This window comes from Flavobacterium buctense, from assembly GCF_014486695.1.
GTDB classification, from domain to species: domain Bacteria; phylum Bacteroidota; class Bacteroidia; order Flavobacteriales; family Flavobacteriaceae; genus Flavobacterium; species Flavobacterium buctense.
Genome location: NZ_JACTAB010000002.1, coordinates 1 through 20,850 on the forward strand (window position 1 = coordinate 1; position 20,850 = coordinate 20,850).

At 35.8% G+C, this 20,850-nt stretch carries 19 protein-coding genes; 8 read left to right on the plus strand and 11 right to left on the minus strand.

Annotation, left to right across the window (positions count from 1 at the left end; all coding sequences use genetic code 11):
• Nucleotides 1-98: 98 nt before the first annotated feature.
• Complete coding sequence (locus ICG50_RS03975; protein ID WP_187659626.1) at nt 99-1,097, plus strand: PorP/SprF family type IX secretion system membrane protein; 999 nt, start codon at nt 99-101, stop codon at nt 1,095-1,097.
• A 40-nt stretch (nt 1,098-1,137) separates the two neighbouring features.
• Nucleotides 1,138-1,653, plus strand: coding sequence for a gamma carbonic anhydrase family protein (locus ICG50_RS03980; RefSeq protein ID WP_187659627.1), 516 nt, complete (start codon nt 1,138-1,140; stop codon nt 1,651-1,653).
• A 97-nt stretch (nt 1,654-1,750) separates the two neighbouring features.
• Here ICG50_RS03980 and murI read toward each other — a convergent pair whose 3' ends face one another.
• From murI to ICG50_RS04020, 8 genes are all read right to left on the minus strand, one after another.
• The gene (gene murI / locus ICG50_RS03985) at nt 1,751-2,530 is read right to left on the minus strand and encodes a glutamate racemase (protein WP_187659628.1); all 780 of its coding nucleotides are present in this window, start codon (nt 2,528-2,530) and stop codon (nt 1,751-1,753) included.
• A 74-nt stretch (nt 2,531-2,604) separates the two neighbouring features.
• Nucleotides 2,605-3,105, minus strand: a complete 501-nt coding sequence (locus tag ICG50_RS03990) for an OmpH/Skp family outer membrane protein (RefSeq protein ID WP_187659629.1) — start codon at nt 3,103-3,105, stop codon at nt 2,605-2,607.
• A 30-nt stretch (nt 3,106-3,135) separates the two neighbouring features.
• Nucleotides 3,136-4,134: an OmpH/Skp family outer membrane protein gene (locus tag ICG50_RS03995; protein ID WP_187659630.1), complete on the minus strand. Its 999-nt coding sequence runs from the start codon at nt 4,132-4,134 to the stop codon at nt 3,136-3,138.
• 35 nt (nt 4,135-4,169) lie between these two features.
• Nucleotides 4,170-6,890, minus strand: a complete 2,721-nt coding sequence (bamA, locus tag ICG50_RS04000) for an outer membrane protein assembly factor BamA (RefSeq protein WP_187659631.1) — start codon at nt 6,888-6,890, stop codon at nt 4,170-4,172.
• Entirely contained in the window at nt 6,823-7,563 is a 741-nt protein-coding gene (uppS, locus tag ICG50_RS04005; RefSeq protein ID WP_187659632.1) for an undecaprenyl pyrophosphate synthase, read from the minus strand. The genes bamA and uppS overlap by 68 nt, the downstream gene beginning before the upstream one ends.
• Nucleotides 7,564-7,566: 3 nt before the next feature.
• Nucleotides 7,567-8,253 (minus strand): type IX secretion system protein PorG, encoded by a 687-nt coding sequence (gene porG, locus ICG50_RS04010; protein WP_187659633.1) that lies wholly within the window; start codon nt 8,251-8,253, stop codon nt 7,567-7,569.
• Nucleotides 8,254-8,417: 164 nt separating this feature from the next.
• Nucleotides 8,418-9,299 carry an NAD kinase gene (locus tag ICG50_RS04015; protein WP_187659634.1) on the minus strand — a complete coding sequence of 294 codons (882 nt, stop codon included), beginning with the start codon at nt 9,297-9,299 and terminating at the stop codon, nt 8,418-8,420.
• A 138-nt stretch (nt 9,300-9,437) separates the two neighbouring features.
• Complete coding sequence (locus ICG50_RS04020) at nt 9,438-10,097, minus strand: CBS domain-containing protein (RefSeq protein WP_187659635.1); 660 nt, start codon at nt 10,095-10,097, stop codon at nt 9,438-9,440.
• Between the two features lie 157 nt (nt 10,098-10,254).
• On the opposite strand from ICG50_RS04020, the gene ICG50_RS04025 reads away from it, so the two are divergent.
• Both ICG50_RS04025 and ICG50_RS04030 read left to right on the plus strand, forming a co-directional pair.
• The gene (locus tag ICG50_RS04025; RefSeq protein ID WP_187659636.1) at nt 10,255-10,968 is read left to right on the plus strand and encodes a pyridoxine 5'-phosphate synthase; all 714 of its coding nucleotides are present in this window, start codon (nt 10,255-10,257) and stop codon (nt 10,966-10,968) included.
• Nucleotides 10,969-11,730 carry an alpha/beta fold hydrolase gene (locus ICG50_RS04030; RefSeq protein ID WP_187659637.1) on the plus strand — a complete coding sequence of 254 codons (762 nt, stop codon included), beginning with the start codon at nt 10,969-10,971 and terminating at the stop codon, nt 11,728-11,730.
• Nucleotides 11,731-11,782: 52 nt separating this feature from the next.
• Here ICG50_RS04030 and ICG50_RS04035 read toward each other — a convergent pair whose 3' ends face one another.
• Nucleotides 11,783-12,685 (minus strand): T9SS-dependent choice-of-anchor J family protein, encoded by a 903-nt coding sequence (locus tag ICG50_RS04035; RefSeq protein WP_187659638.1) that lies wholly within the window; start codon nt 12,683-12,685, stop codon nt 11,783-11,785.
• 214 nt (nt 12,686-12,899) lie between these two features.
• Between ICG50_RS04035 and ICG50_RS04040 the strand changes: the two genes are divergently transcribed.
• The 4 genes from ICG50_RS04040 (at nt 12,900) to clpX (ending at nt 16,867) form a co-directional block, all read left to right on the plus strand.
• Nucleotides 12,900-13,244, plus strand: coding sequence for a phage holin family protein (locus ICG50_RS04040; RefSeq protein ID WP_187659639.1), 345 nt, complete (start codon nt 12,900-12,902; stop codon nt 13,242-13,244).
• Nucleotides 13,245-13,335: 91 nt separating this feature from the next.
• Nucleotides 13,336-14,670: a trigger factor gene (gene tig, locus ICG50_RS04045; RefSeq protein WP_187659640.1), complete on the plus strand. Its 1,335-nt coding sequence runs from the start codon at nt 13,336-13,338 to the stop codon at nt 14,668-14,670.
• Nucleotides 14,671-14,885: 215 nt separating this feature from the next.
• Nucleotides 14,886-15,542 carry an ATP-dependent Clp endopeptidase proteolytic subunit ClpP gene (gene clpP, locus ICG50_RS04050; RefSeq protein ID WP_187659641.1) on the plus strand — a complete coding sequence of 219 codons (657 nt, stop codon included), beginning with the start codon at nt 14,886-14,888 and terminating at the stop codon, nt 15,540-15,542.
• Nucleotides 15,543-15,634: 92 nt separating this feature from the next.
• Nucleotides 15,635-16,867 carry an ATP-dependent Clp protease ATP-binding subunit ClpX gene (clpX, locus tag ICG50_RS04055; RefSeq protein ID WP_187659642.1) on the plus strand — a complete coding sequence of 411 codons (1,233 nt, stop codon included), beginning with the start codon at nt 15,635-15,637 and terminating at the stop codon, nt 16,865-16,867.
• A 44-nt stretch (nt 16,868-16,911) separates the two neighbouring features.
• Here the strand turns inward: clpX and ICG50_RS04060 are convergent, their stop codons facing one another.
• The gene (locus tag ICG50_RS04060) at nt 16,912-19,107 is read right to left on the minus strand and encodes a TonB-dependent receptor domain-containing protein (protein ID WP_187659643.1); all 2,196 of its coding nucleotides are present in this window, start codon (nt 19,105-19,107) and stop codon (nt 16,912-16,914) included.
• Nucleotides 19,108-19,316: 209 nt separating this feature from the next.
• Nucleotides 19,317-20,843, minus strand: a complete 1,527-nt coding sequence (locus ICG50_RS04065) for a GH3 auxin-responsive promoter family protein (protein ID WP_187659644.1) — start codon at nt 20,841-20,843, stop codon at nt 19,317-19,319.
• Between the last annotated feature and the right edge of the window lie 7 nt (nt 20,844-20,850).

The following is a 20,850-nucleotide window of genomic DNA, read 5'->3' on the forward strand; positions in this document are numbered from 1 at the left end:
TGCTACCATCAACCGATTACTGGTTTACGGTGGATTATCCGGAGCAAAATACAATGAAACAATTTAAAGCCCATTTCTCATTAAAAAGATAAATTAAAATGAATTTTAGAAAACTTTGTCTACTAGCTATACTTTTTGTATCACAGCTTTCAAATTCTCAAGAAGGATTACCTGTTTATTCTGATTATTTATCAGATAATTATTATTTGTTGCATCCTTCTATGGCTGGTGCTGCAAATTGTGCCAAACTTAGATTGACGGCAAGACAACAATGGTTTGGTCAAGAAGATGCGCCGGCATTACAAACGTTAAGTTTTAACGGTTCACTTGGAGAAAGATCAGGTGGAGGAATTATTGTTTTTAATGACAAAAACGGGTATCACTCTCAAACCGGAATGAAATTAACTTATGCACACCATTTGATGTTTTCTCGTGATAGAGTTGATTTAAACCAATTATCTTTTGGTATGAGTGCGGGTTTTGTTCAAAGTAGTTTAGATCAAAGTACATTTTATACTAATGATCCATCTTTTGATCCGATAATCTTTAATTCAATTCAAAGAGCTTCTTATTTTAATGTTGACATTGGAGCGTCTTATAACTTCCTTGATTTTTATGTACATGCCACCGTAAAAAATGCTTTGGCAAGTGATAGAAAGTTGTATTCTGACAGAGAACCGGTTAATTTAAGAAGATTTATTTTGAATTCAGGGTATACTTTTGGAGATGAGGAGACCATTCTTTGGGAACCATCTTTTATGTTCCAATTGGTTACTCAAACTCAAGAGAAAACAGTTGATTTGAACATCAAAGCCTACAAAGAATTGGATTTCGGAAGATTATGGGGTGGAATCTCTTATAGAAGAAGTCTAGATGGTGCTCAGTTTGTTGAAGGGAATGCTGTATCTGATCAAAAAATGCAATACATTACACCAATTCTAGGAGTTAATTTTAAGAATTATGTTTTCTCTTATACTTACTCACATTTGTTAGGAAATGTGAATTTTGACACAGGAGGTTTTCACCAAATTACTTTAGGGATTAACTTATTCTGTTCTCCGGAGAAATACCACTGTAATTGTCCAGCGATTAACTAATTTAAATATAGGTCCCGATACATTCGGGACTATTTTTTTTATGGTAATAAAGTCAGTAAACGGGAAACATCCTCAAATTCCAAGCGATTGTTATGTAGCTGAAAATGCTACTATCGTTGGTGATGTTATATTAGGTAATTCTTGTAGCGTTTGGTTTAATGCAGTGATTAGAGGTGATGTGCATCATATCAAAATAGGGAACAAGGTGAACATTCAAGATGGTGCAATTATACACTGTACTTATCAAAAACATCCGACTGAAATTGGGAATAACGTTTCTATTGGTCACAATGCGATAGTTCATGGTTGTAAAATTCATGACAATGTGTTAATCGGCATGGGTTCGATAGTTATGGACAATTGTGTGGTAGAAAGCAATTCGATTATAGCGGCCGGTGCTGTGGTTACTCAAAACACAATTGTGGAATCGGGGACGATTTATGCGGGTGTTCCAGCTAAGAAAGTCAAAGATATTGACCAATCTGACTTTGCCGGTGAGATTGAACGTATTTCGAATAACTATGTGATGTACTCTAGTTGGTTTAAGGAAGAATAAAAGAAGCCGACAGTTTGATTTTAGCCCCGATTGACGCGACTACCCTGTAGTGCAGAAAGCGGGAATATGGTTTAAACAATTCCCATGCGATTGGCTCTTAAAAATCTTTACTTTTTACTTCGTATTTGTTATTGAGAATATTGCTCAACACTTTTGGATTGGCGTTGGTATAGAAAATTGCCTTTCCTTTTTTTGTGTCGTTACTCAAGCCGACACTTTCTAACAATACTTTTTTAGTTTGACGCGCTACAGCTTCACCCGAATCGATGATTTTAATGTGATTTGGGAGGATTTTTTTGATTTGCGGAATCAGATAAGGATAATGGCTGCAGCCGAGCACGAGGTAATCAATATTGGCTTCAATCATCGTTTCCAAATAGGCGTGCAATAGCCGATTCATTTCCGGAGAATGAATTTCGCCGTTTTCTATTAAAGGAACTAAACCGTGGCCAATTTGCTCAATGATTTTGGTGTCTTGAAACTTCTCAGCGGTTTGGTGAAACAGTTCACTGTTTAAAGTGCCTTGGGTTGCCAAAATCCCGATGACATGTTTTTCAGAATTAAGCGCTGCCGGTTTGATGGCCGGTTCAATTCCGATAAAAGGAACATCATATTTGGCTCTTAATTCTTTGATGGCATTGGTCGTTGCCGTATTGCAAGCTACTACTATGATTTTACTGTTTTGATTGAGAAGATATTCGGTGTTTTTACAACTTAATTCGATAATTTCTTCTTTAGATCTTTGACCGTACGGTGCGTTTTTACTATCGGCAAGATAGATAGTATCTTCGTTTGGGAGTAAATCATGAATTTCTCGCCAAATAGAAGTGCCACCAACACCGGAATCAAAAAGGCCTATGGGATTGTTATTGGTCATAGAAACAAAAGTAAAAAAAAACTGCTCAATCCCGAAGGTTCAGGTGAGCAGTTTTAAAGTATATTTTTTAGATTTTAGAATCCTAAATCTTTTTTGATGTCAGCCGTTAAATCCGGACCGTCAGCCAACAATAAGTCAGCTACGTTTAAAACGTATTGGTATCCTTTTGCTTTACCTACTTTAATAATGGAAGCTTTAATCTTATCCATTAAAGGTTTAACTAAATCCGTTTCTTTCTTTTGCAATTCTTTTTGCGCATTGTCTCTGTAATCAGTGATGCGCTTTACTAAATCTTGCACTTCAGTTTGACGGGTTGCGTTAACCGCATCTCCAACAGTTGAAGCTTCTTGGTCGTATTTTTTTATCTTGTTTTGATATTCTTCTGCCATTGTTTTGTATTCCGCATCATAAGTGGCGCTCAATTTTTCCAATTGCTTTTGAGCATCTAACATCGCCGGCATTTTAGAAATAATTTCATTTACATCTACGTGTGCAGTTTTAGCTTGAGCATTGATGGTGTAACTTGTTCCTAAAAACAATACAGTAGCTATTAGTAATGATTTCAATCGTTTCATTTTTAAAAGTATTAATTAATTATTTATTTGTTATTCTTCTGTTTTCGGTTCCCCGGTTTTATCTTCTTTTGCTTTTTTAGCGGCTTCTCTGTCGGCTAATATTTTTTTTCTCTTTTCGTCTAAAGCTTTTTTCTTGTCCTCTATGAGTTTTGTTCTTGCGGCTGCTTTAGCTTCTTTTGAATTCGGGTCAACCGCTATTGAATCAGCAACTTTTTTATTGTCAGGAGTTGCTGTTTTATCTTCTGTTGTTTTATCGTTAGCAGGAACCGTGCCATTTTTTTTGGCTTCTCTTGCTTCGAGTAATTCTTTTCTTTTATCGTCTTGTGCTTTTTTCTTGGCTTCGGCGGCTAGTTTTCGGTCTTCCATTACTTTGTCTCGAGCTGCTTTCTTGTCTTCTAAGGCTTTTTTTCTGGCGGCCAAGGCAGGATTTTCATCTTCAACATCTTCCTGGTATTCTTTCTTTTCTTGCTCCTTTAGTTCTTTTTTAGACAATTGCTCTCTTCTTTCTGCACGGGTGATGGCTCTTACTACTTGGTCACTAATGTCGTGTCTTTTGGCAGAAAACAACATGGTCAAATCAGAAGATTTGTCAAAGATGAAGTCGTATTTTTTAAGTTCAGCGATATCTTGAACGGCATTAAAAACTTGGTCTTGTATGGGTTTAACCAAAACTGCTTTTTGAGTCATTAAGTCACCATTTGGACCAAATTTCTTTTGTTGAAAGTCTAAAAGTTCATCTTCTTGAAACTTGATTTCTTCTTCACGCTCTTCAATAAGCTCTTTGGTTAACAGTGCTTTTTCGGTTTTTAAAGCATCTTTTAATTTTGCAATTTCAACTTTTTTTACTTCAATATCTTGCTTCCATTTTTGCGCTTTTTGCTCTAATTGGTTGTTGGCTTCAGTATAATCGGGAACATTTTGCAGAATATATTCCATGTCAATGTAGCCAATTTTGACACCTCTTGATTGAGCATTTGCTTCAAATACAAGGGATAAAAGTAATATTGATAGTGCAAAATATTTTTTCATACGATTATGATTTAGAAATAATGTATCAAATATAATTAAAATTGTTGACCAATTATAAAATGTGTTTCCCAACCGTTCTTTTCTGTAAAACCAGGAACAGCATCAAAACCATGAGCAAAATCGATTCCTAATAAACCGAAAGCCGGCATGAAAATTCTAATTCCAAATCCAGCAGAACGTTGAAGTACGAATGGATTGTATTCTTTGAATGTATTATAAGAAGAACCGGCTTCAAGGAAAGTTAACGCATAAATTGATGCAGCGGCTTTCAATGTTAATGGGTATCTTAATTCTAATGAAAATTTATTGTAAACTGTTGCCCCATCTTGGTCGGATAAAGATTGGTTAGGATAACCTCTTAACTGAATTACTTCACGACCATCCAAAGCAAAGTTAGCTAAGCCATCTCCACCTAAAAAGAATCTTTCGAAAGGAACCAATCCACGGCCACTATTGTAAGCACCCAAATATCCAAATTCCCCCAAAGCCCTCAAAACTAACGCTTTTGATTGACTACCGGCTAATCGGGTAAACCAATCTGCTTTGAATTTAAATTTGTAATATTCCAACCATTTGAATTTTTCCTGGTCTACTTTACCTTGGTCTACCGCAGCATCTTCAACGTTTGTTACCACATTACCGTTTATACCATCAACAAGTGCACCCGGAGCAACCCAATTGTCGTTAGAGTCAAAATAGCCTTCTCCTTTATTTTTTAATTTATAGGCTTCTTGATTTTCTAAATCTGCGTAATCTATTCCGTTAAACAATGAGTACGGTAAGGTAAATTTGGCTGAAAAGCTAAATTCAGAACCGGAAGTCGGATAAATTGGATTTACTCCTTTGTTGTTTCTACTTAAGCCAAGGGTAAAGGCTAAGTTTCGAGAGGCGCCATCACCAAAGGTAAATAAACCGGTGTTGTAATTGTTCAAGTCATAATATTGAAAACTTACCGAATTAGAGAATACAAAGAAATCATCAGGTACAGTTAGTCTTTTGGCATATCCAACGGATAAGGAAGTAATATTAAAACTCTTAGTACGGTCTACATTAGTTGATCTTCCCGAGTATAAAAATTGTTTACTGTGTGATAATGAAGTAGAAAACTGGATTGGTTTTTTACCGCCTAACCAAGGTTCTGAAAATGACAAACTATAGGTTTGGAAGAAAGAACTGGCTTGTAAACGCAAGGCTACTTTTTGTCCGTCACCCATTGGTAAAGGTTTGTAAGCTTCCTTTTTAAACATATTTCTGGCAGAGAAATTATTAAAAGACAATCCTAAAGTCCCAATAAAACCGCCACCGCCATAACCACCTTGTAGTTCAATTTGACTTGATCCTTTTTCAACTAGGTTGTATTCAATATCTACAGTTCCGGCAGCTGGATCTACGTTTTTAAATTTAGGATCAATAGCTTCAGGATCAAAGAAACCTAATTGTCCAATTTCACGAATCGTTCTAACCAAATCTTCTTTGCTGTATTTTTGTCCGGGACGTGTTTTAAGCTCTCTGTAAATTACCCTGTCGTTAGTTTTATCATTTCCAACTACCGTAATATTATTGAAATAAGCAATAGGTCCTTCCATTATTCTGATTTCAAAATCGATAGTGTCATTGGCTGTTTTTACTTCAACAGCATTGATGTTGGAGAATAAATAGCCGTTGTTTTGATAAAGATTGGTAATGTCATCACCGTCAGGTTTTGATTTGTCAGCAATTCTTTTTTCTAATAAAACACCATTGTAGGTTTCCCCTTTTTTAATTCCTAATATTCGTTCTAATAATTGGTCGGAATAAACAGAGTTTCCAAGGAATTTAATATTACCGAAGTAGTATTTTCTTCCTTCTTCGACCTTTACATTGATGGCCAATTTGGATTTTTTAGCATTTAAAAACACCGAATCTTTGATCACTCGTGCATCCCTGTATCCCTTTTCTTTGTATTTTTCAACGATAGAAGTTAAGTCTTCTTGGTATTTTTCCTTAATGAATTTAGAGGATTTAAAAATTCGGATTGGATTGATTTGTTTGGTATTCTTCATGGCTTTTCTCAGTTTTTTGTCTGAGAATTTTTCATTGCCATCGAAATTGATTTTAGAGATTTTTAATTTGTCTCCTTTGTCGATATTAACTAACATTTTCACTTGATTGCCTTCAGTAGTATCAGGTGTGGTTGTGATGAAAACTTTAGTTTTGTAATAGCCGTCTTTTTTGTATTTGTTTTCAATATAATTTTTGGTGGTTGTGATCAGGTTTTCATTAACAATTTTGCCTTTTGTCAAACTATTTTCTTTGATTAAAGCTTCTGTTTTTGATTTTTTCACCCCTTGAATTTTAACATCACTCAATTTTGGAAGTTCGGCAATCTCAAGGTCAAGCCAAATGCTGTCGCCTTCCGTTTTATTTACATAAAAATCAATATCACTGAACAATCCAAGTTTTCCTAATTTTTTGATAGCATTACTGATTTCTTCTCCCGGAACGGTCAATTGTTGCCCTTTTTCCAAACCGGAAAAGGTCACAACAGTTTGTTCATTGTAACTAATTTTGCCATTTACCTTAACATTTGCTAAAATATATTTTTTTCCTTGTTCAAAAGGGAGTCTTTCTTGGGCTTGTAATTGAAAAATACTTCCAAAAAATAAGAGCATTAGAAATATTCTTGAGGGTGTAATCTGCACTGAAATTTTATTTAATTTGTTCACTTGTTTTTCCAAATCGTCGTTCTCTTTTTTGATAGCTAATGATCGCTTCATATAAATCGTCTTCTTTAAAATCGGGCCACAAAACATCTGTAAAATAAAATTCTGCATAAGCGATTTGCCAAAGCAGAAAATTACTAATCCTGTGTTCGCCACTGGTTCTAATTACCAAATCTACATCCGGTAGATTGTGCGTGTAAAGATGCTGATTAATAATTGATTCATCAATAGTGTCTATCGAAATTATATTATTTTTAACTTTATCACTGATTATTTTAACAGCATTTAACAATTCCTCTCTGGAACCATAGCTCAAGGCTAATGTTAAGGTCATTCGGGTGTTGTTTTTTGTCTTTTCAATGACGGTTAAAAGTTCTTTTTTAGCTGAGCTCGGAAGCAAATCTATGTTTCCGATACAGTTCAATCGAATGTTGTTTTTTTGTAGGGTTTCAAACTCTTTTTTAAGCGAAGAAATCAGGAGTTTCATTAAAGTATCTACTTCTAGTTTTGGGCGGTTCCAGTTTTCTGTAGAAAAGGCATAAAGTGTGAGATTCTCTACCCCTAATTTAGCACAAGTTTCTACAGTTATCCTAACAGATTTTGTTCCGTTTTCATGCCCAAATGCACGCAATAAACCTTTTTGTTTTGCCCAACGACCATTCCCGTCCATGATGATGGCAAGGTGTTTGGGTAAGTTGTCTTTGTTTATTTTGTCTAGTAAATTCATTTTTTATTCTGCGCAATAACAGGGTTTTTCCGTAAAGGTGTACGTTAGTGTAAACCCTGTGAAAACATACCAGTCTTTGCTGTTTATGTTGCCAAATTGCAATGGCGCTAAATTTTCATTTTTTGGTAAACTTCCGTCCAAATTATCGGTGAACGTATACCTTGCGCCTACTTCAAAGCCCAATACAATATGGTCAAAAATATTGCTTTTGACTCCAACAATCATTGGAATTGCAAAAGTCCCTTCCGTATAGTCTTTCCTGGTTTGACCATTGATCACATACAACTCGTCGTATGCAAAATAGGTAAGCCCTGTATAGACATAAGGCGTTAACTTCTTTTTTAAAGTTTCGTGCAGATTGAAGTCAAAAAAATTGAATTCCATACCGGCAGAAAACTCTTTGATATTATTTTTAAATTTATAACCCCTCAAATTCCTTCCCGGAATTTCTGAGTCTAAATCATTTCCTGTAATAGTCGACTGCATATAGGAAAACCTATACGAATGTCTTGGGCTTTTGTTCCATTTATACAAAATACCGAAAGCCAATTCATTCGGAGCAATGTAATTGGTCTTACCCACATCTCCGATAAAATTACTTCCGCCTAAGAAAACACCAATCTCATTGATTTGTGCTGTCAAAATATTTTGGAAAACCAAACAAAAAAATAATACTAAAATCTTTTTCATCAAATTGAAAATAGCGTGCAAATATAATAATTCTCAGTACTTATATAGCATGAATTTAGGATTTCTGCCAAATAAAATAAGTCGCTGATAATTACCAATGTTAGCAAGGTTCTATTCTAAAACGATTTTTTTAGAATTGTAGTATAAAACGGGAAGATTTTTTTCTAATTTCTCTTGTCTTCACCCCAAAGTAATTTGGTTCTAAGTGTCTTGAAAAAGGTCTCTTCCGGAATTTCTACCATATTAATATTGAAAGGAGTCTTCTTAATTTTAATAACCGAATTGTTATTGACCGAAGTAATTCTCGAATCCAATGAAACCAAATATTGTGCTTCTCTGCCCGATACTTTCAATGTAATTTCAATATTGTCCGGAATAACCAGCGGTCTTGCATTTAAATTATGGGGTGCAATTGGGGTGACGACCAATCCTTTAACTTCAGGGGTCAAAATTGGTCCGCCACAACTCAAAGAATAGCCGGTTGAACCGGTTGGCGTAGCAATTATTAAACCGTCGGCCCAATAAGAATTCAGATATTCGCCATTCAAGAATGTTTCAATGGTAATCATTGAAGTGGTGTCTTTTCGGCTTACTGCCACTTCATTCATGGCAAAATTAATATCGATTTCGGCATTGTTAGGTGAGCAATCGATAGTTAGTAACGATCGTTCAGATATCGTATATTTTTTTTCCAAAACAATCTGAAGGAATGCCCCGATATTTTCTTTTTGTACTTTAGCTAAAAACCCCAATCTTCCGGCATTAACACCTAAAATAGGAATGCCTGAATCACGAACAAAAGTAGCTGCTCTCAAAATAGTTCCGTCACCACCGATACTTATTAAGATGTCAAAACTACTGTTCAAATCGGCATGACTGGAAAATGTATTGTATTGTTTTTCAACAATCTTTTCCTCATATAATATTTTCAAAAACTTTTCTTCAATGACCATTTCGACATTGTTTCTGTTGAAAAAAACAAAAATATCTTTAATGATAGGCCTTGTGTCGTTTTGATAATATTGTCCGAAGATGGCAACTTTCATGATAATAAGAATTTTTTCCGGTACGTTCCGAACAGTTCGTCTTCGCCTCGGGTCAGAATTCAGACTTCAGACTTCAGAACTGCAATTTCGATTTTTCAACCTTCTGCTTTCCGCCACCTGTTTTCTGTCTTCTATTTTTTACATATTTAAATATTTATCCAAGTATTCAGAACGCTCTTTTAAATTGTTCAAATAGTTGTCTTCATGGTGTTCCGAAATGATATCGTAATTATAGCGACGAAACGTTTGGATGATTTCATTCATGCCACCAAGGGTAATTTTAACGGTAACTTGTACTTTCTCAGCATTTGCTTCTGAAACAAACAACCCTAAAAGTTTTCCGTTATTGCTTTCTACAATCTGTGCTATCTGACTCATTGAATAATCATTGATTGATTTTTCAACCACAATAATACCACCGGTTTCTTTTAAGAAAGGGGTTTCGTTTAAAAACTTGATAACATCAGTGATTTCATAATAACCAACATATTTATTGGCTTCATCTAAAATCGGAACCAAATTAGCATTGTTTCGGGCAAAAACTTCTAAAACATCCAGCCAAACCATGGCGTTTCTAACAAAAAAACCTTCTAGAGCATACCGATAATCAGCGATGCTTTTCTCCGTTTCAAATGTTTCTGCATCGACAGAAGAGATGGAGCCCAAATAAACACCATGATCTAAAACCGGGAAATGGGAAAATGTACTGTCAGCAAAAAAATCTTGAATTTCTGCTACGGTCTCTTGGCTCGAAAAAGGTTTAAAATCGTTGTTGATGTATTCTGAAAGTTCTCTCATGGATTCTTTTCTTTAGCGACTGCAAAATAATCAAATTTTGGGACATGTATGCTTGGTTAACTTTGTATTTTTGTGTAAAAATTAATTTACCTCAAATTAGCAAATGGTTTCTGTTTTAAACAAAAAAATTTGTGAATTAGCGGTTAAAAAATAAAGCATGACAAAATTAAGCGTAAACATTAATAAAATAGCCACTTTACGTAATGCTCGCGGTGGTAATGTACCCGATTTATTGCAAGTAGCTAAAGACATTCAGCAATTCGGAGCACAAGGAATCACCATTCATCCTAGACCGGATGAAAGACACATACGCTACCAAGACGCTCGAGATTTAAAAGCCATTGTGTACACCGAATTTAACATTGAAGGCAATCCGCAACACAATTTTATTGATTTGGTGTTAGAATGCAAACCTGACCAAGTTACATTAGTTCCCGATGCGATTGGTGCGATTACTTCCTCTGCTGGTTGGGACACGATTAAGTTTCAAAATTATTTAACTGAGGTGATTGCCGAATTCAAAAGAAACGGAATCAGAACTTCCATTTTTGTCGACCCAATTTCAGCTGTGATTGAAGGTGCCCAAAAAACCGGAACAGACAGAATCGAATTGTATACCGAAGAATTCGCACACCAATACAGTTTGGGCAATAAAGCGGGTATCGAACCTTATGTTAAAGCAGCAGTTTTGGCTAATGAATTAGGTTTAGGGATTAACGCCGGGCATGATTTAAGTTTGGATAACATCAAATTCTTCAAAGAAAATATTCCGGGATTATTGGAGGTTTCTATAGGTCATGCTTTGATTTCAGAAGCTTTATATCTCGGCTTGGACAATGTGGTGAATATGTATTTGCAAAAATTAAAATAGATGTTACATTCAAGAATCGAAGGCGAAGGTAAGCCGCTTTTAATTGTCCACGGTTTTTTAGGCATGAGTGACAACTGGAAATCATTTGGTTCCCTTTATGCTGCCGAAGGTTTTCAAGTGCACATGCTCGACTTGCGCAATCATGGTAAAAGTTTCCATTCAGATGATTTTAATTATACGGTTATGGCGAATGACATTTTGGAGTATTGCCAACAGTATAATTTAAAAGACATTTCCATAATAGGTCATTCTATGGGTGGAAAAGTTGCTATGCTTTTGGCAACTACCTATCCTGATTTAGTTGAAAAATTAATTGTTGCCGACATTGGTCCTAAATATTATGCGCCACATCATCAAGACATTTTAGCCGGATTGAATGCGGTAGATTTTAGTGTTAAACCAGACAGAGCAACAGTTGAAGAAACTTTGTTTCCTTTCATCCCCGATTTTGGTACACGCCAATTTTTAATGAAAAACCTATATTGGATTGAACCCGGACAATTGGCATTTCGATTTAATTTAGCTGTTTTTAATGCCAAAATTGAAACGATAGGAGAAGCATTGTCGCCCGAAAAGCATTTTGATAAATCAACTATGTTCATTCGTGGCGGAAACTCAAAATACATTTTAGATTCAGATATAAATGAAATTCAAAAGCAGTTTCCTGATTTTAAATTAATAACCATTCCCAATGTTGGGCATTGGCTTCATGCTGAAAATCCAACATCATTTTTTGAAGAAACTTTGAAGTTTTTAAAATAAAAAAACGCCCATTCAATTTGAATGGGCGTTTATAATATTCTATTAAAATAATTTAGCTTTTGATAAATTTCTTAACAACTTTACCAGAATCTGTATTGATGTTCATAAAGTAAACTCCTGAATTTAAATCAGAAACATTTAACTGAACTTCAGATAGGTTATTTACGCTAAGTGTTTTAACGATTCTTCCATTAATATCAGTAACGTTAACATCAGTTAAAAGAACATTGTAGTTGTTGGAAACATTAATTACATTGTCAACAGGGTTTGGATAAGTGCTGAACTTGTTAGCTAAAGATTCGTTAACGCCTAATGCTGTTGTAGTTACAGAAAAATCATCTACCATAAATCCAAATTGGTCAGCAGAAACACAACGGATAGCTATGTATACAGCTTGGCCATTATATGCACTTAAATCATAAGTGTACTCATTGTAAACTCCAAATAAAGTCATTTCAACTGCACTCAAAGGAACGAAACTTGCTACAGCAGTAGTTCCTGTTGAAACAAAAACTTGAAACTCTTCTGCGGCATAGGTTGCATCACAAGATTTAGCCCAAAATGACACAGTGTTTTCAGAAGCAGCTAAAGTAATTTGAGGTGTAATTAACCAGTCGTCATTAGTTGGGAAAGTTGCGTTTGGAACGGCTGCAATACAAGCCATTGCTTTTTGACCTGAACGAGCAGCCCAGTTACTAGTTGCACTAGGTACTAAAGCAGGAGTTACAGCGGTTGAGTTAAAAACGATGTAAGCCATAGCAGTTCCTGAATTGGTAAAAGTTGTTCCACCGCCAAAACCATAAGTTGGTCTCAAGTCTATATCGGTTAGCGTCCAGTTTCCAACACTTGCCTTAGCAAAGTTTGTGTATGAATCAAAGTTATCTTCGAAAAGAACAGTTTGAGCATTTGCTCCTAAACTACCAATAAATAAAAAAGAAAGTAATAATTTTTTCATATATGTTTTTATTAAAAAGTTAATTGCAACAAATATAGTAATATATTTTTTAAATTCAAAAAATTAACTTTTATGTAGCGTTAAATCTTTTTATAAAGAAGCTTTATAAGCATTGTGATAAATGGTAAAACAATTAAAAAGGCACAAAATAAAATGGAAACTCTTGGTAAATTGATTTTTTTTCGCAAATTTGAAAGTCAGAAAATTAATTCCAATGAAACTAATCCTTAGAATACTAGTCACGGCACTTTTGGTAATGGCAATCGCCTATTTAATGAAAGGCGTAATCATCGATGAATTCACCACAGCTCTAACAGTTGCCATTGTTTTGGGATTGTTGAACTTCTTTGTAAAACCCATTTTGGTATTGTTTACTTTACCGGTGACTTTTTTCACATTAGGCTTGTTTTTACTGGTAATCAACGCTGTTATCATTTTGCTTTGCGACGAGTTTGTCGATGGGTTTTCGGTTAGTTCCTTCTGGACAGCCATGCTCTTTAGCATCATCTTATCGCTTTCGCAATCATTGGTTTACCAAATCACAGGCGACACAAAATAAAGAGCTAAAAATCAATAAAATAAAAACTTGGTTGGGTTGCAGAAATGTTTTAATTTTGCAACCCAATTTTAGTATGTAAAAAACACAAGAAATGAACATCACAAGAAATAATGTAGACGCATTAAATGCTGTAGTTACTGTTGAAGTATCAAAATCGGATTACGCAGAAAAAGTAGAGAAAGTTTTAGCAGATTACAGAAAAAATGCTGCTATTCCCGGATTCAGAAAAGGTGCCGTGCCAATGAGTTTAATCCACAAACAATATGGTAAAGCCGTATTGTTGGATGAAGTAAACAAACTGCTACAAGACAATTTAAACAAATATTTAGTAGAAGAAAAATTAGATATCCTTGGCAATCCTTTACCAAAAGTAACCGAAGACTTCAATTGGGAAGTTGAAGATTATAAATTCGAATTCGAATTAGGGTTAGCACCGGAATTTAGCGTTGATTTAAGTGCCAAAAACGATGTGGTGCAATACAAAATCATCGCCGATGACAAAATGTTAAACGACCAAGTAGCTCGTATCCAAAAACAATACGGAAAACTAATCGCCAAAGATACGGTTGAAGAAGGAAACGACGTTTCAGGTATTTTCGCCAACGAAGAAAAAGGCATCAACAACAGAACAACTTTATCGTTAGACGTTTTCGCCGATAAGAAAACGGCAAAAGCTTTCATCGGTAAAAAAGTAGGCGATGTAGTGACGTTAAAAACCAAAGGTTTATTCGATGACGACCACAAACTAATGGATTTCTTAGCTGTAGGACACGATGATGTTCACGGTTTAGATATCGAAGTAACTTTCACTATAGACGAAGTAACCACACACGAACCGGCTGTTTTAGACCAAGAATTATTCGATAAATTATTCGGGCCAAAAGTAGTAACGTCAGTTGCAGAGTTAAAAGCGAAAATCAAAGAAGACGCCGAGAAACAATTCGCCCAACAAGCCGATCAAAAATTCTTAAACGATGTGACCGAGTCATTAATCGCCAACACGAAGTTTGATTTACCGGCAAGTTTCTTAAAAAAATGGATTCAATCCGCAGGCGAAAATCCATTAAGCGCTGAAGAAGCTGAAGCAGAATACGCCAAATCTGAAAACGGTTTGCGTTACCAATTAATCGAAGGCAAAATCATCAACGAAAATGGTCTGCAAATCACTTTCGAAGACTTAAAAACCTACACCACCGAAATCATCAAAAAACAAATGGCGCAATTCGGACAAATGGATCCAAGTGATGAAGATGTTCAAGGAATTGTAGCCCGCGTAATGTCAAACCAAGACGAAGTACGTCGTTTGTCAGAGCAAGTAATGAACGAAAAAATGTTGAACTTATTCAAAGACAAAGTAAAAACCAAGTCAAAAGAAGTAAGCTACGACGAGTTCATCAAAGCAATGTATGGTGAATTAAAACACTAATAAGATATTTTACTATATTTGAGCGTCAAAGTAATTTGGCGCTTTTTTATTTGAAGCTTTTTCCCGCTTTCCGCGCTACATGGTAGCTTGCTGCAATCGGGGCTAGGGTTTTAGTTTAAAGCGACACATTGTCACCTTAAAAATAAGGCACGAACTTTGACTAAGTTTGAGAGTAATTTATAATTCATAATTTAAAATTTATAATTTCATTTAATATGGACTACGGAAAAGAATTTAAAAAATTTGCTACCAAAAAACACGGCGTAAACAGTATGTATTACGATAAAATCGTGAGTAGCATGACACCTTATATTATTGAAGAACGCCAAATGAATATCTCGCAACTCGACGTATTCTCCCGTTTGATGATGGACAGAATCATCTTTATGGGCACCGGAGTTGACGATTATATGGCCAACATCATCCAAGCACAATTGTTGTTTTTGGAAAGTGTTGATGCTTCTAAAGACATCCAAATCTATATCAACTCTCCGGGCGGAAGTGTGTATGCCGGTTTAGGAATTTACGACACCATGCAATACATCCGACCTGATGTAGCCACCATCTGTACCGGAATGGCAGCTTCAATGGGAGCCGTTTTACTATGTGCCGGAGCTGCAGGAAAACGTTCGGCATTACCTCATTCAAGAGTCATGATTCACCAACCGTCAGGCGGCGCGTCAGGTGTGGCCACCGATATGGAAATCAACTTAAAAGAAATGTTGAAACTGAAAGACGAATTGTATCAAATCATTTCACACCATTCAGGACAAACGTTCGATAAAGTACACAAAGACTCAGAACGCGATTACTGGATGATTGCCGATGAAGCGAAGGAATACGGAATGATTGATGAAGTGTTAAGAAGATAATTCAGGCGCTGAGGCACTAAGGTTCTAAGGCACTGAGAAATCAGAAACCTTAGAACCTTAGAACCTTAGAATCTTAGAACCTTAAAAAAATAATGGCAAAACAAGTTTTAGAATGTTCCTTTTGTGGACGAAAAAAACCGGAAACCAATTTATTGATCGCCGGAATAAATGCGCATGTTTGTGATCGATGTATTGAGCAGGCACACGGAATAGTTTTAGAAGAATTAAAAAGCTCAGGAGGCATAAAACCCTCAGCCGATTTGGTGTTGAAAAAGCCAAAGGAAATCCGAGCGTTTTTGGATCAATACGTTATCGGGCAAGACCAAACTAAGAAAGTGATGTCGGTTGCCGTTTACAATCACTACAAAAGATTGATGCAACTCCAACACGAAGAAGACGTTGAGATTGAAAAATCAAATATCATTATGGTCGGGCAAACCGGAACCGGAAAAACATTGGTGGCGAAAACCATCGCGAAAATGTTAGACGTTCCTTTAGCCATCGTTGACGCAACTGTATTGACAGAAGCCGGTTATGTTGGAGAAGATGTAGAAAGCATTTTAACACGTCTTTTACAAGCCGCCGATTACGATGTGCCCAAAGCAGAAAGAGGTATAGTTTTTATTGACGAAATCGATAAGATTGCCCGAAAAAGCGACAATCCATCTATCACTCGAGATGTTTCGGGTGAAGGTGTGCAACAAGCTTTACTGAAATTGTTGGAAGGAACGATGGTAAACGTACCGCCAAAAGGTGGTAGAAAACATCCCGACCAAAAATTCGTTGAAGTCAATACCAAAGACATATTGTTCATCGCCGGTGGCGCTTTTGATGGTGTCGAAAGAATCATTTCTAAACGATTAAACCGTCAAGCAGTTGGTTACAATACTTCAAAAAATGCAGAAGGCATTGACAAAGACAATTTGTTGCAATATATCATTCCGAAAGACATCAAAGATTTTGGCTTAATTCCGGAAATTATTGGTCGTTTGCCTGTGTTAACGCACATGGATCCATTAGATAAAGAAACGTTAAGAGCCATTTTAACCGAGCCGAAAAATGCCTTAATCAAACAATACGAAAAGCTATTCGCGATGGATGACGTGAAATTCACCATCACCAACGAAGCTTTAGATTATATAGTAGAGAAAGCTTTAGAATACAAACTCGGTGCTCGTGGGTTGCGTTCTCTTTGCGAAGCGATACTAACTGATGCGATGTACGACTTACCAAGTTCAGACGAAAAAGAACTCCACATCGACTTAGAATATACACACGATGCGTTGACCAAAAACTTATTGAAACGTTTAGAAATAGCGTCATAAAAAAATCCCTCAATTTGAGGGATTTTTTAGTTTTTATACATTCCTTATTTCATAAAACCACCACCGGATTGGTTTTTCTCGATATTGATTTCGGTGTTCTCTTTTTTCAAACTCAAATCTCCAAAGTTATAAGTCAGGGAAATTCTAAATGTTCTGGAGTCCTGTTTTTGATAAAACTTGGTTTCTAAATTGGTCGAAGAAACCAAAGCATTTACTTCATTTGTGTTGAAAACATCAAAACAATGTACTCCGATTTTTAGGTTTTTATTCATGAACTCTTTGTTGAATGAAATGTCAAACTGCTGAATCGGTTTGGTAATTTGATAAATTTCCCAAGTGCCTTTAGGTAAAATAAAATAAGACATCGAATTCTTGATTTCCCAAGGCAAAATAAATTGGGCTTGCGCCGAATAGTTCATGATAGGTTTGTTTTCAAAAGAAAAAGTATAGCCTTCCGTAGTAGTTTTGATGTAATTCACATTGAAGAAAATATAATTCATCTTATCCATATTGTTCATGCGCTTTTGAAATTCCTCTTTTCCTTTAAAGAAGTAATCTAAAGGAATAGGGAATGAGGCAAACAAACTCATCGTTTTTACTTTGTCAAACTGCTGGAATGTCTGATTGCTTACCAATTCTCCGGGCTCAGCGGTGAAAATAAAATTGTTTCGGTCGCGTGCGATAGTATAATTTCCACCCAAACTCACAAATTGGAATGCCGTAAGTTTTACTTCAAAATTATCAAAAAAGGCAGGGTCTAAAAAAGGATTTCCTTGCGAAGTGTTGTATTGGTCAAAGTTGGCAAAGTTATTTGGGTCCAAAACATTGTAATCCGCTTGTTGGATTTTCTTGGAATAGGAAGCCGATACATTCATGTTTTCATTGATTTCATACAAGGCACTCACATTCGGGAAAAAGTTAGTGTTTTTGAAATTAACTTTGGTTTCATCACCTTCTTGAACCGCTATTCTGTCTACTTTATAATCTTCAAAACGGATTCCTGCTGTAAAATTGAACTTCTTAATTTTCTTTCTGGCTTCGACATAAAAAGCCAAATTAGTTTCGTCATAATCAAAATCTACTATCGAATTGGATGCAGTATTCAAATTATAAATTCCTTTGTCATTTACTTTGATATAATTGAATTTTCCTCCGGTATTGATAGAAAAATCCATTTTTTTGAAAGGAATGTTAAAGTCATATTTCAAATAATAATTGGCCAAATTAAAGTCGATTTTACCATTAAAGAAAGTCGATTCGCCATTGTTCTGTCCGGTTGAAGTAGTGTTTGGGTTTCGATTAAAAAAGTTACTGTAAGCAGTAATATCAAATGTTCTTCCTAAAGTATCCAACTTGGTTCTGTATTGCAAACTCAACTCGTTCACGCTGTTTTTTGTTTTTGATAAGCCATTGTTGTCAAAGTCAATTCCGGTTCCGATAGTGCTGGCTTCACTTACAATTCGGTCATTCCCAAGATTTAAATTATAGTTGAAAAGTAAATTAGATTTGTCATTCAACTTATAATTAGTCCCGGTTCTAAAATAAAGATTACGATTGGTGAACTTAGCTAAATTTTTTTGGTACAAATGCTCATTTGGAGAAAAAGAGGTGAAGTTTTGATCAATTTCATTATTGCTTTCACTGTCAATGTAATTGTAACCTAACATAGTTTGCCAACTCAAGTCTTTTACTTTTCCATTTAATAAAATCTGCGGACTTGGTTTTTGGTATTGGTTAAAGTTGTAATTCATATTGAAGCTGGCATTCAACCCTTTTTTGCGCTTGGTACTAGTTATAATATTAATAATAGAACCGCTGGCATCAGCATCAAAAGATGCTCCCGGATTGTAAATTAATTCTACCTTTTCAATAGCATTCGCCGGTAAAGTAGACAAATAGTTTTGTAAATCGTTACCGCTTAAGGAACTCGGAGCGCCATCAATATAAATGGTCACACCTTTACTGTTTAAGGTGATAGTTCCGGTTGGAGACGTAATAACACCGGGGATTTTCTTCACAGCTTCCAAACTGCTGCCACTATTTAACATGGCATTGTCTCTGATGTTGATGGTTGTTTTGTCGGATTCGACTTTGAGGTACTGTTTTTTGTTGCCGTAAACAGTAACTTCTTTTAATTCGTTTGGGTTTTCAGAAGTTTTTTTCTCTTCCGTTTTAGGCGTTTCTTGTGCGAAAAGCATACTCGTGACGAGTAAGCATAGGGAAATGCTTAGTGATTTCATTTGTGATTGATTTTTGATTGATGATTGTCTGTAAGACTTCAAATCAAAAAAAATGTTACACTAGCAAAATGAATTTTAGCAAATATTTTTTTGAGGCGCGATTGTTTGGGGTGTTTCAATAGAACAACGTCCGGGACCGCAACCCAATCTTTTTGGGCCACAAGAAGTGAGGAAATTTAAAAGAAGTAATAGTAATAGGAGTTTTTTCATTAGTAATTTACTTTGTGTTGCATTTGCATCAATTGTTCCAAATAATCCCTTTGGTTTGACAGTCTCGGTATTTTATGTTGACCGCCCAGTTTGTCATTTTCCTTGAGCCAATCATAGAATAAATTTTCTCGGGCAACATTGATTTTGAGTTCATTCAACGTCATGTTGTTGTAACGTTTGGCTTCATAATCGGAATTGACAGACTGAATATTTTCGTCTAATATTTTTTGGAACAAAGCCAAATCTTCCGGATGTTTTTTGAATTCAATCATCCATTCGTGCGCGCCTTTTTCTTTGTCGTGCATAAAAATCGGAGCCACGGTATAATCAATCACTTCGCAATGAAGCGTCGAACAAGTTTTCGCCAAAGCCAAATCGGTGTTTTCTATCATTAACTCTTCGCCAAAAACATTGATATGGTGCTTCGTTCTTCCGGAAACTCTGATTCTGTATGGATTTAAAGAAGTAAAACGAACTGTATCACCAATCATATAACGCCAAAGTCCGGCATTGGTGGTAATCACTATTGCATAATTTTTGAACAATTCCACATCAGCTAAACGAACAATTTTTTGATTCGGTGTGCCAAAAGTATCCATCGGAATGAATTCGTAGAAAATCCCGTAATCCAACATCAACAACAAATCATTAGAATAATTCAAATCCTGAATGGCGAAAAAGCCTTCGGAAGCGTTGTAGATTTCGTAATATTTAAAATCGGACTTCGGTAAAATCTTTTTGTATTGCTCGCGATAAGGTTCAAAACTCACGCCGCCGTGGAAATACACTTCCAAATTTGGCCACAATTCAAACATATTTTCTTTTCCGGATTCAGTTAAAATTCGGTTTAGTAACACCAACATCCAAGAAGGAACTCCGGCAAAACTGGTTACGTTTTCGGTTTTCGTTTCATTGATAATGGCGGTGAGTTTGCTTTCCCATTCGCTCATCAAAGAAATTTTGTTGCTTGGTGTACTGCTGAATTCCGCCCACATCGGCATGTTTTCAATCAAAATTGCAGATAAATCGCCAAAGAAAGTATTGTTGTTTTCGTAAATCTGAGAACTGCCGCCAAGGCGCAAACTTTTGCCTAAAAACATCTCGGAGTTTTCATTATTGTTCAAATACATGCACAACAAATCTTTGCTGGCTTTATAATGACAATCTTCTAAAGCTTCGTTACTTACCGGGATAAATTTGCTTTTGGCGTTGGTGGTTCCGCTCGATTTGGCGAACCATTTAATGGGTGTGTTCCAAAAAATATTCTGATAACCTTTGCGCGTTTCTTCAATCATCGGCTCCAAATCTTCATAAGAAGAAACCGGAATTCGTTCGGCAAAAGTTTCATACGATTTAATGCTGTCGAAATCGTATTTTTTGCCTAAAACCGTTTCGTCACAATTCCGAATCAAATTCATCAACAACTCATTCTGCACTTCATGCGGATATTTCAGAAACAACTCAATCTGGTGAATGCGCTGTTTCAAAACCCATGATGCTATCGAATTGATGATTGGAAATGGCATAATTTGG

Coding starts and splice junctions, on each gene's coding strand:
- ICG50_RS03975 (WP_187659626.1), top strand. CDS start 99: ATGAATTTTAGAAAACTTTGTCTACTAGCTATACTTTTTGTATCACAG.
- ICG50_RS03980 (WP_187659627.1), top strand. CDS start 1,138: ATGGTAATAAAGTCAGTAAACGGGAAACATCCTCAAATTCCAAGCGAT.
- murI (WP_187659628.1), bottom strand. CDS start 2,530: ATGACCAATAACAATCCCATAGGCCTTTTTGATTCCGGTGTTGGTGGC.
- ICG50_RS03990 (WP_187659629.1), bottom strand. CDS start 3,105: ATGAAACGATTGAAATCATTACTAATAGCTACTGTATTGTTTTTAGGA.
- ICG50_RS03995 (WP_187659630.1), bottom strand. CDS start 4,134: ATGAAAAAATATTTTGCACTATCAATATTACTTTTATCCCTTGTATTT.
- bamA (WP_187659631.1), bottom strand. CDS start 6,890: ATGAAGCGATCATTAGCTATCAAAAAAGAGAACGACGATTTGGAAAAA.
- uppS (WP_187659632.1), bottom strand. CDS start 7,563: ATGAATTTACTAGACAAAATAAACAAAGACAACTTACCCAAACACCTT.
- porG (WP_187659633.1), bottom strand. CDS start 8,253: ATGAAAAAGATTTTAGTATTATTTTTTTGTTTGGTTTTCCAAAATATT.
- ICG50_RS04015 (WP_187659634.1), bottom strand. CDS start 9,299: ATGAAAGTTGCCATCTTCGGACAATATTATCAAAACGACACAAGGCCT.
- ICG50_RS04020 (WP_187659635.1), bottom strand. CDS start 10,097: ATGAGAGAACTTTCAGAATACATCAACAACGATTTTAAACCTTTTTCG.
- ICG50_RS04025 (WP_187659636.1), top strand. CDS start 10,255: ATGACAAAATTAAGCGTAAACATTAATAAAATAGCCACTTTACGTAAT.
- ICG50_RS04030 (WP_187659637.1), top strand. CDS start 10,969: ATGTTACATTCAAGAATCGAAGGCGAAGGTAAGCCGCTTTTAATTGTC.
- ICG50_RS04035 (WP_187659638.1), bottom strand. CDS start 12,685: ATGAAAAAATTATTACTTTCTTTTTTATTTATTGGTAGTTTAGGAGCA.
- ICG50_RS04040 (WP_187659639.1), top strand. CDS start 12,900: ATGAAACTAATCCTTAGAATACTAGTCACGGCACTTTTGGTAATGGCA.
- tig (WP_187659640.1), top strand. CDS start 13,336: ATGAACATCACAAGAAATAATGTAGACGCATTAAATGCTGTAGTTACT.
- clpP (WP_187659641.1), top strand. CDS start 14,886: ATGGACTACGGAAAAGAATTTAAAAAATTTGCTACCAAAAAACACGGC.
- clpX (WP_187659642.1), top strand. CDS start 15,635: ATGGCAAAACAAGTTTTAGAATGTTCCTTTTGTGGACGAAAAAAACCG.
- ICG50_RS04060 (WP_187659643.1), bottom strand. CDS start 19,107: ATGAAATCACTAAGCATTTCCCTATGCTTACTCGTCACGAGTATGCTT.
- ICG50_RS04065 (WP_187659644.1), bottom strand. CDS start 20,843: ATGCCATTTCCAATCATCAATTCGATAGCATCATGGGTTTTGAAACAG.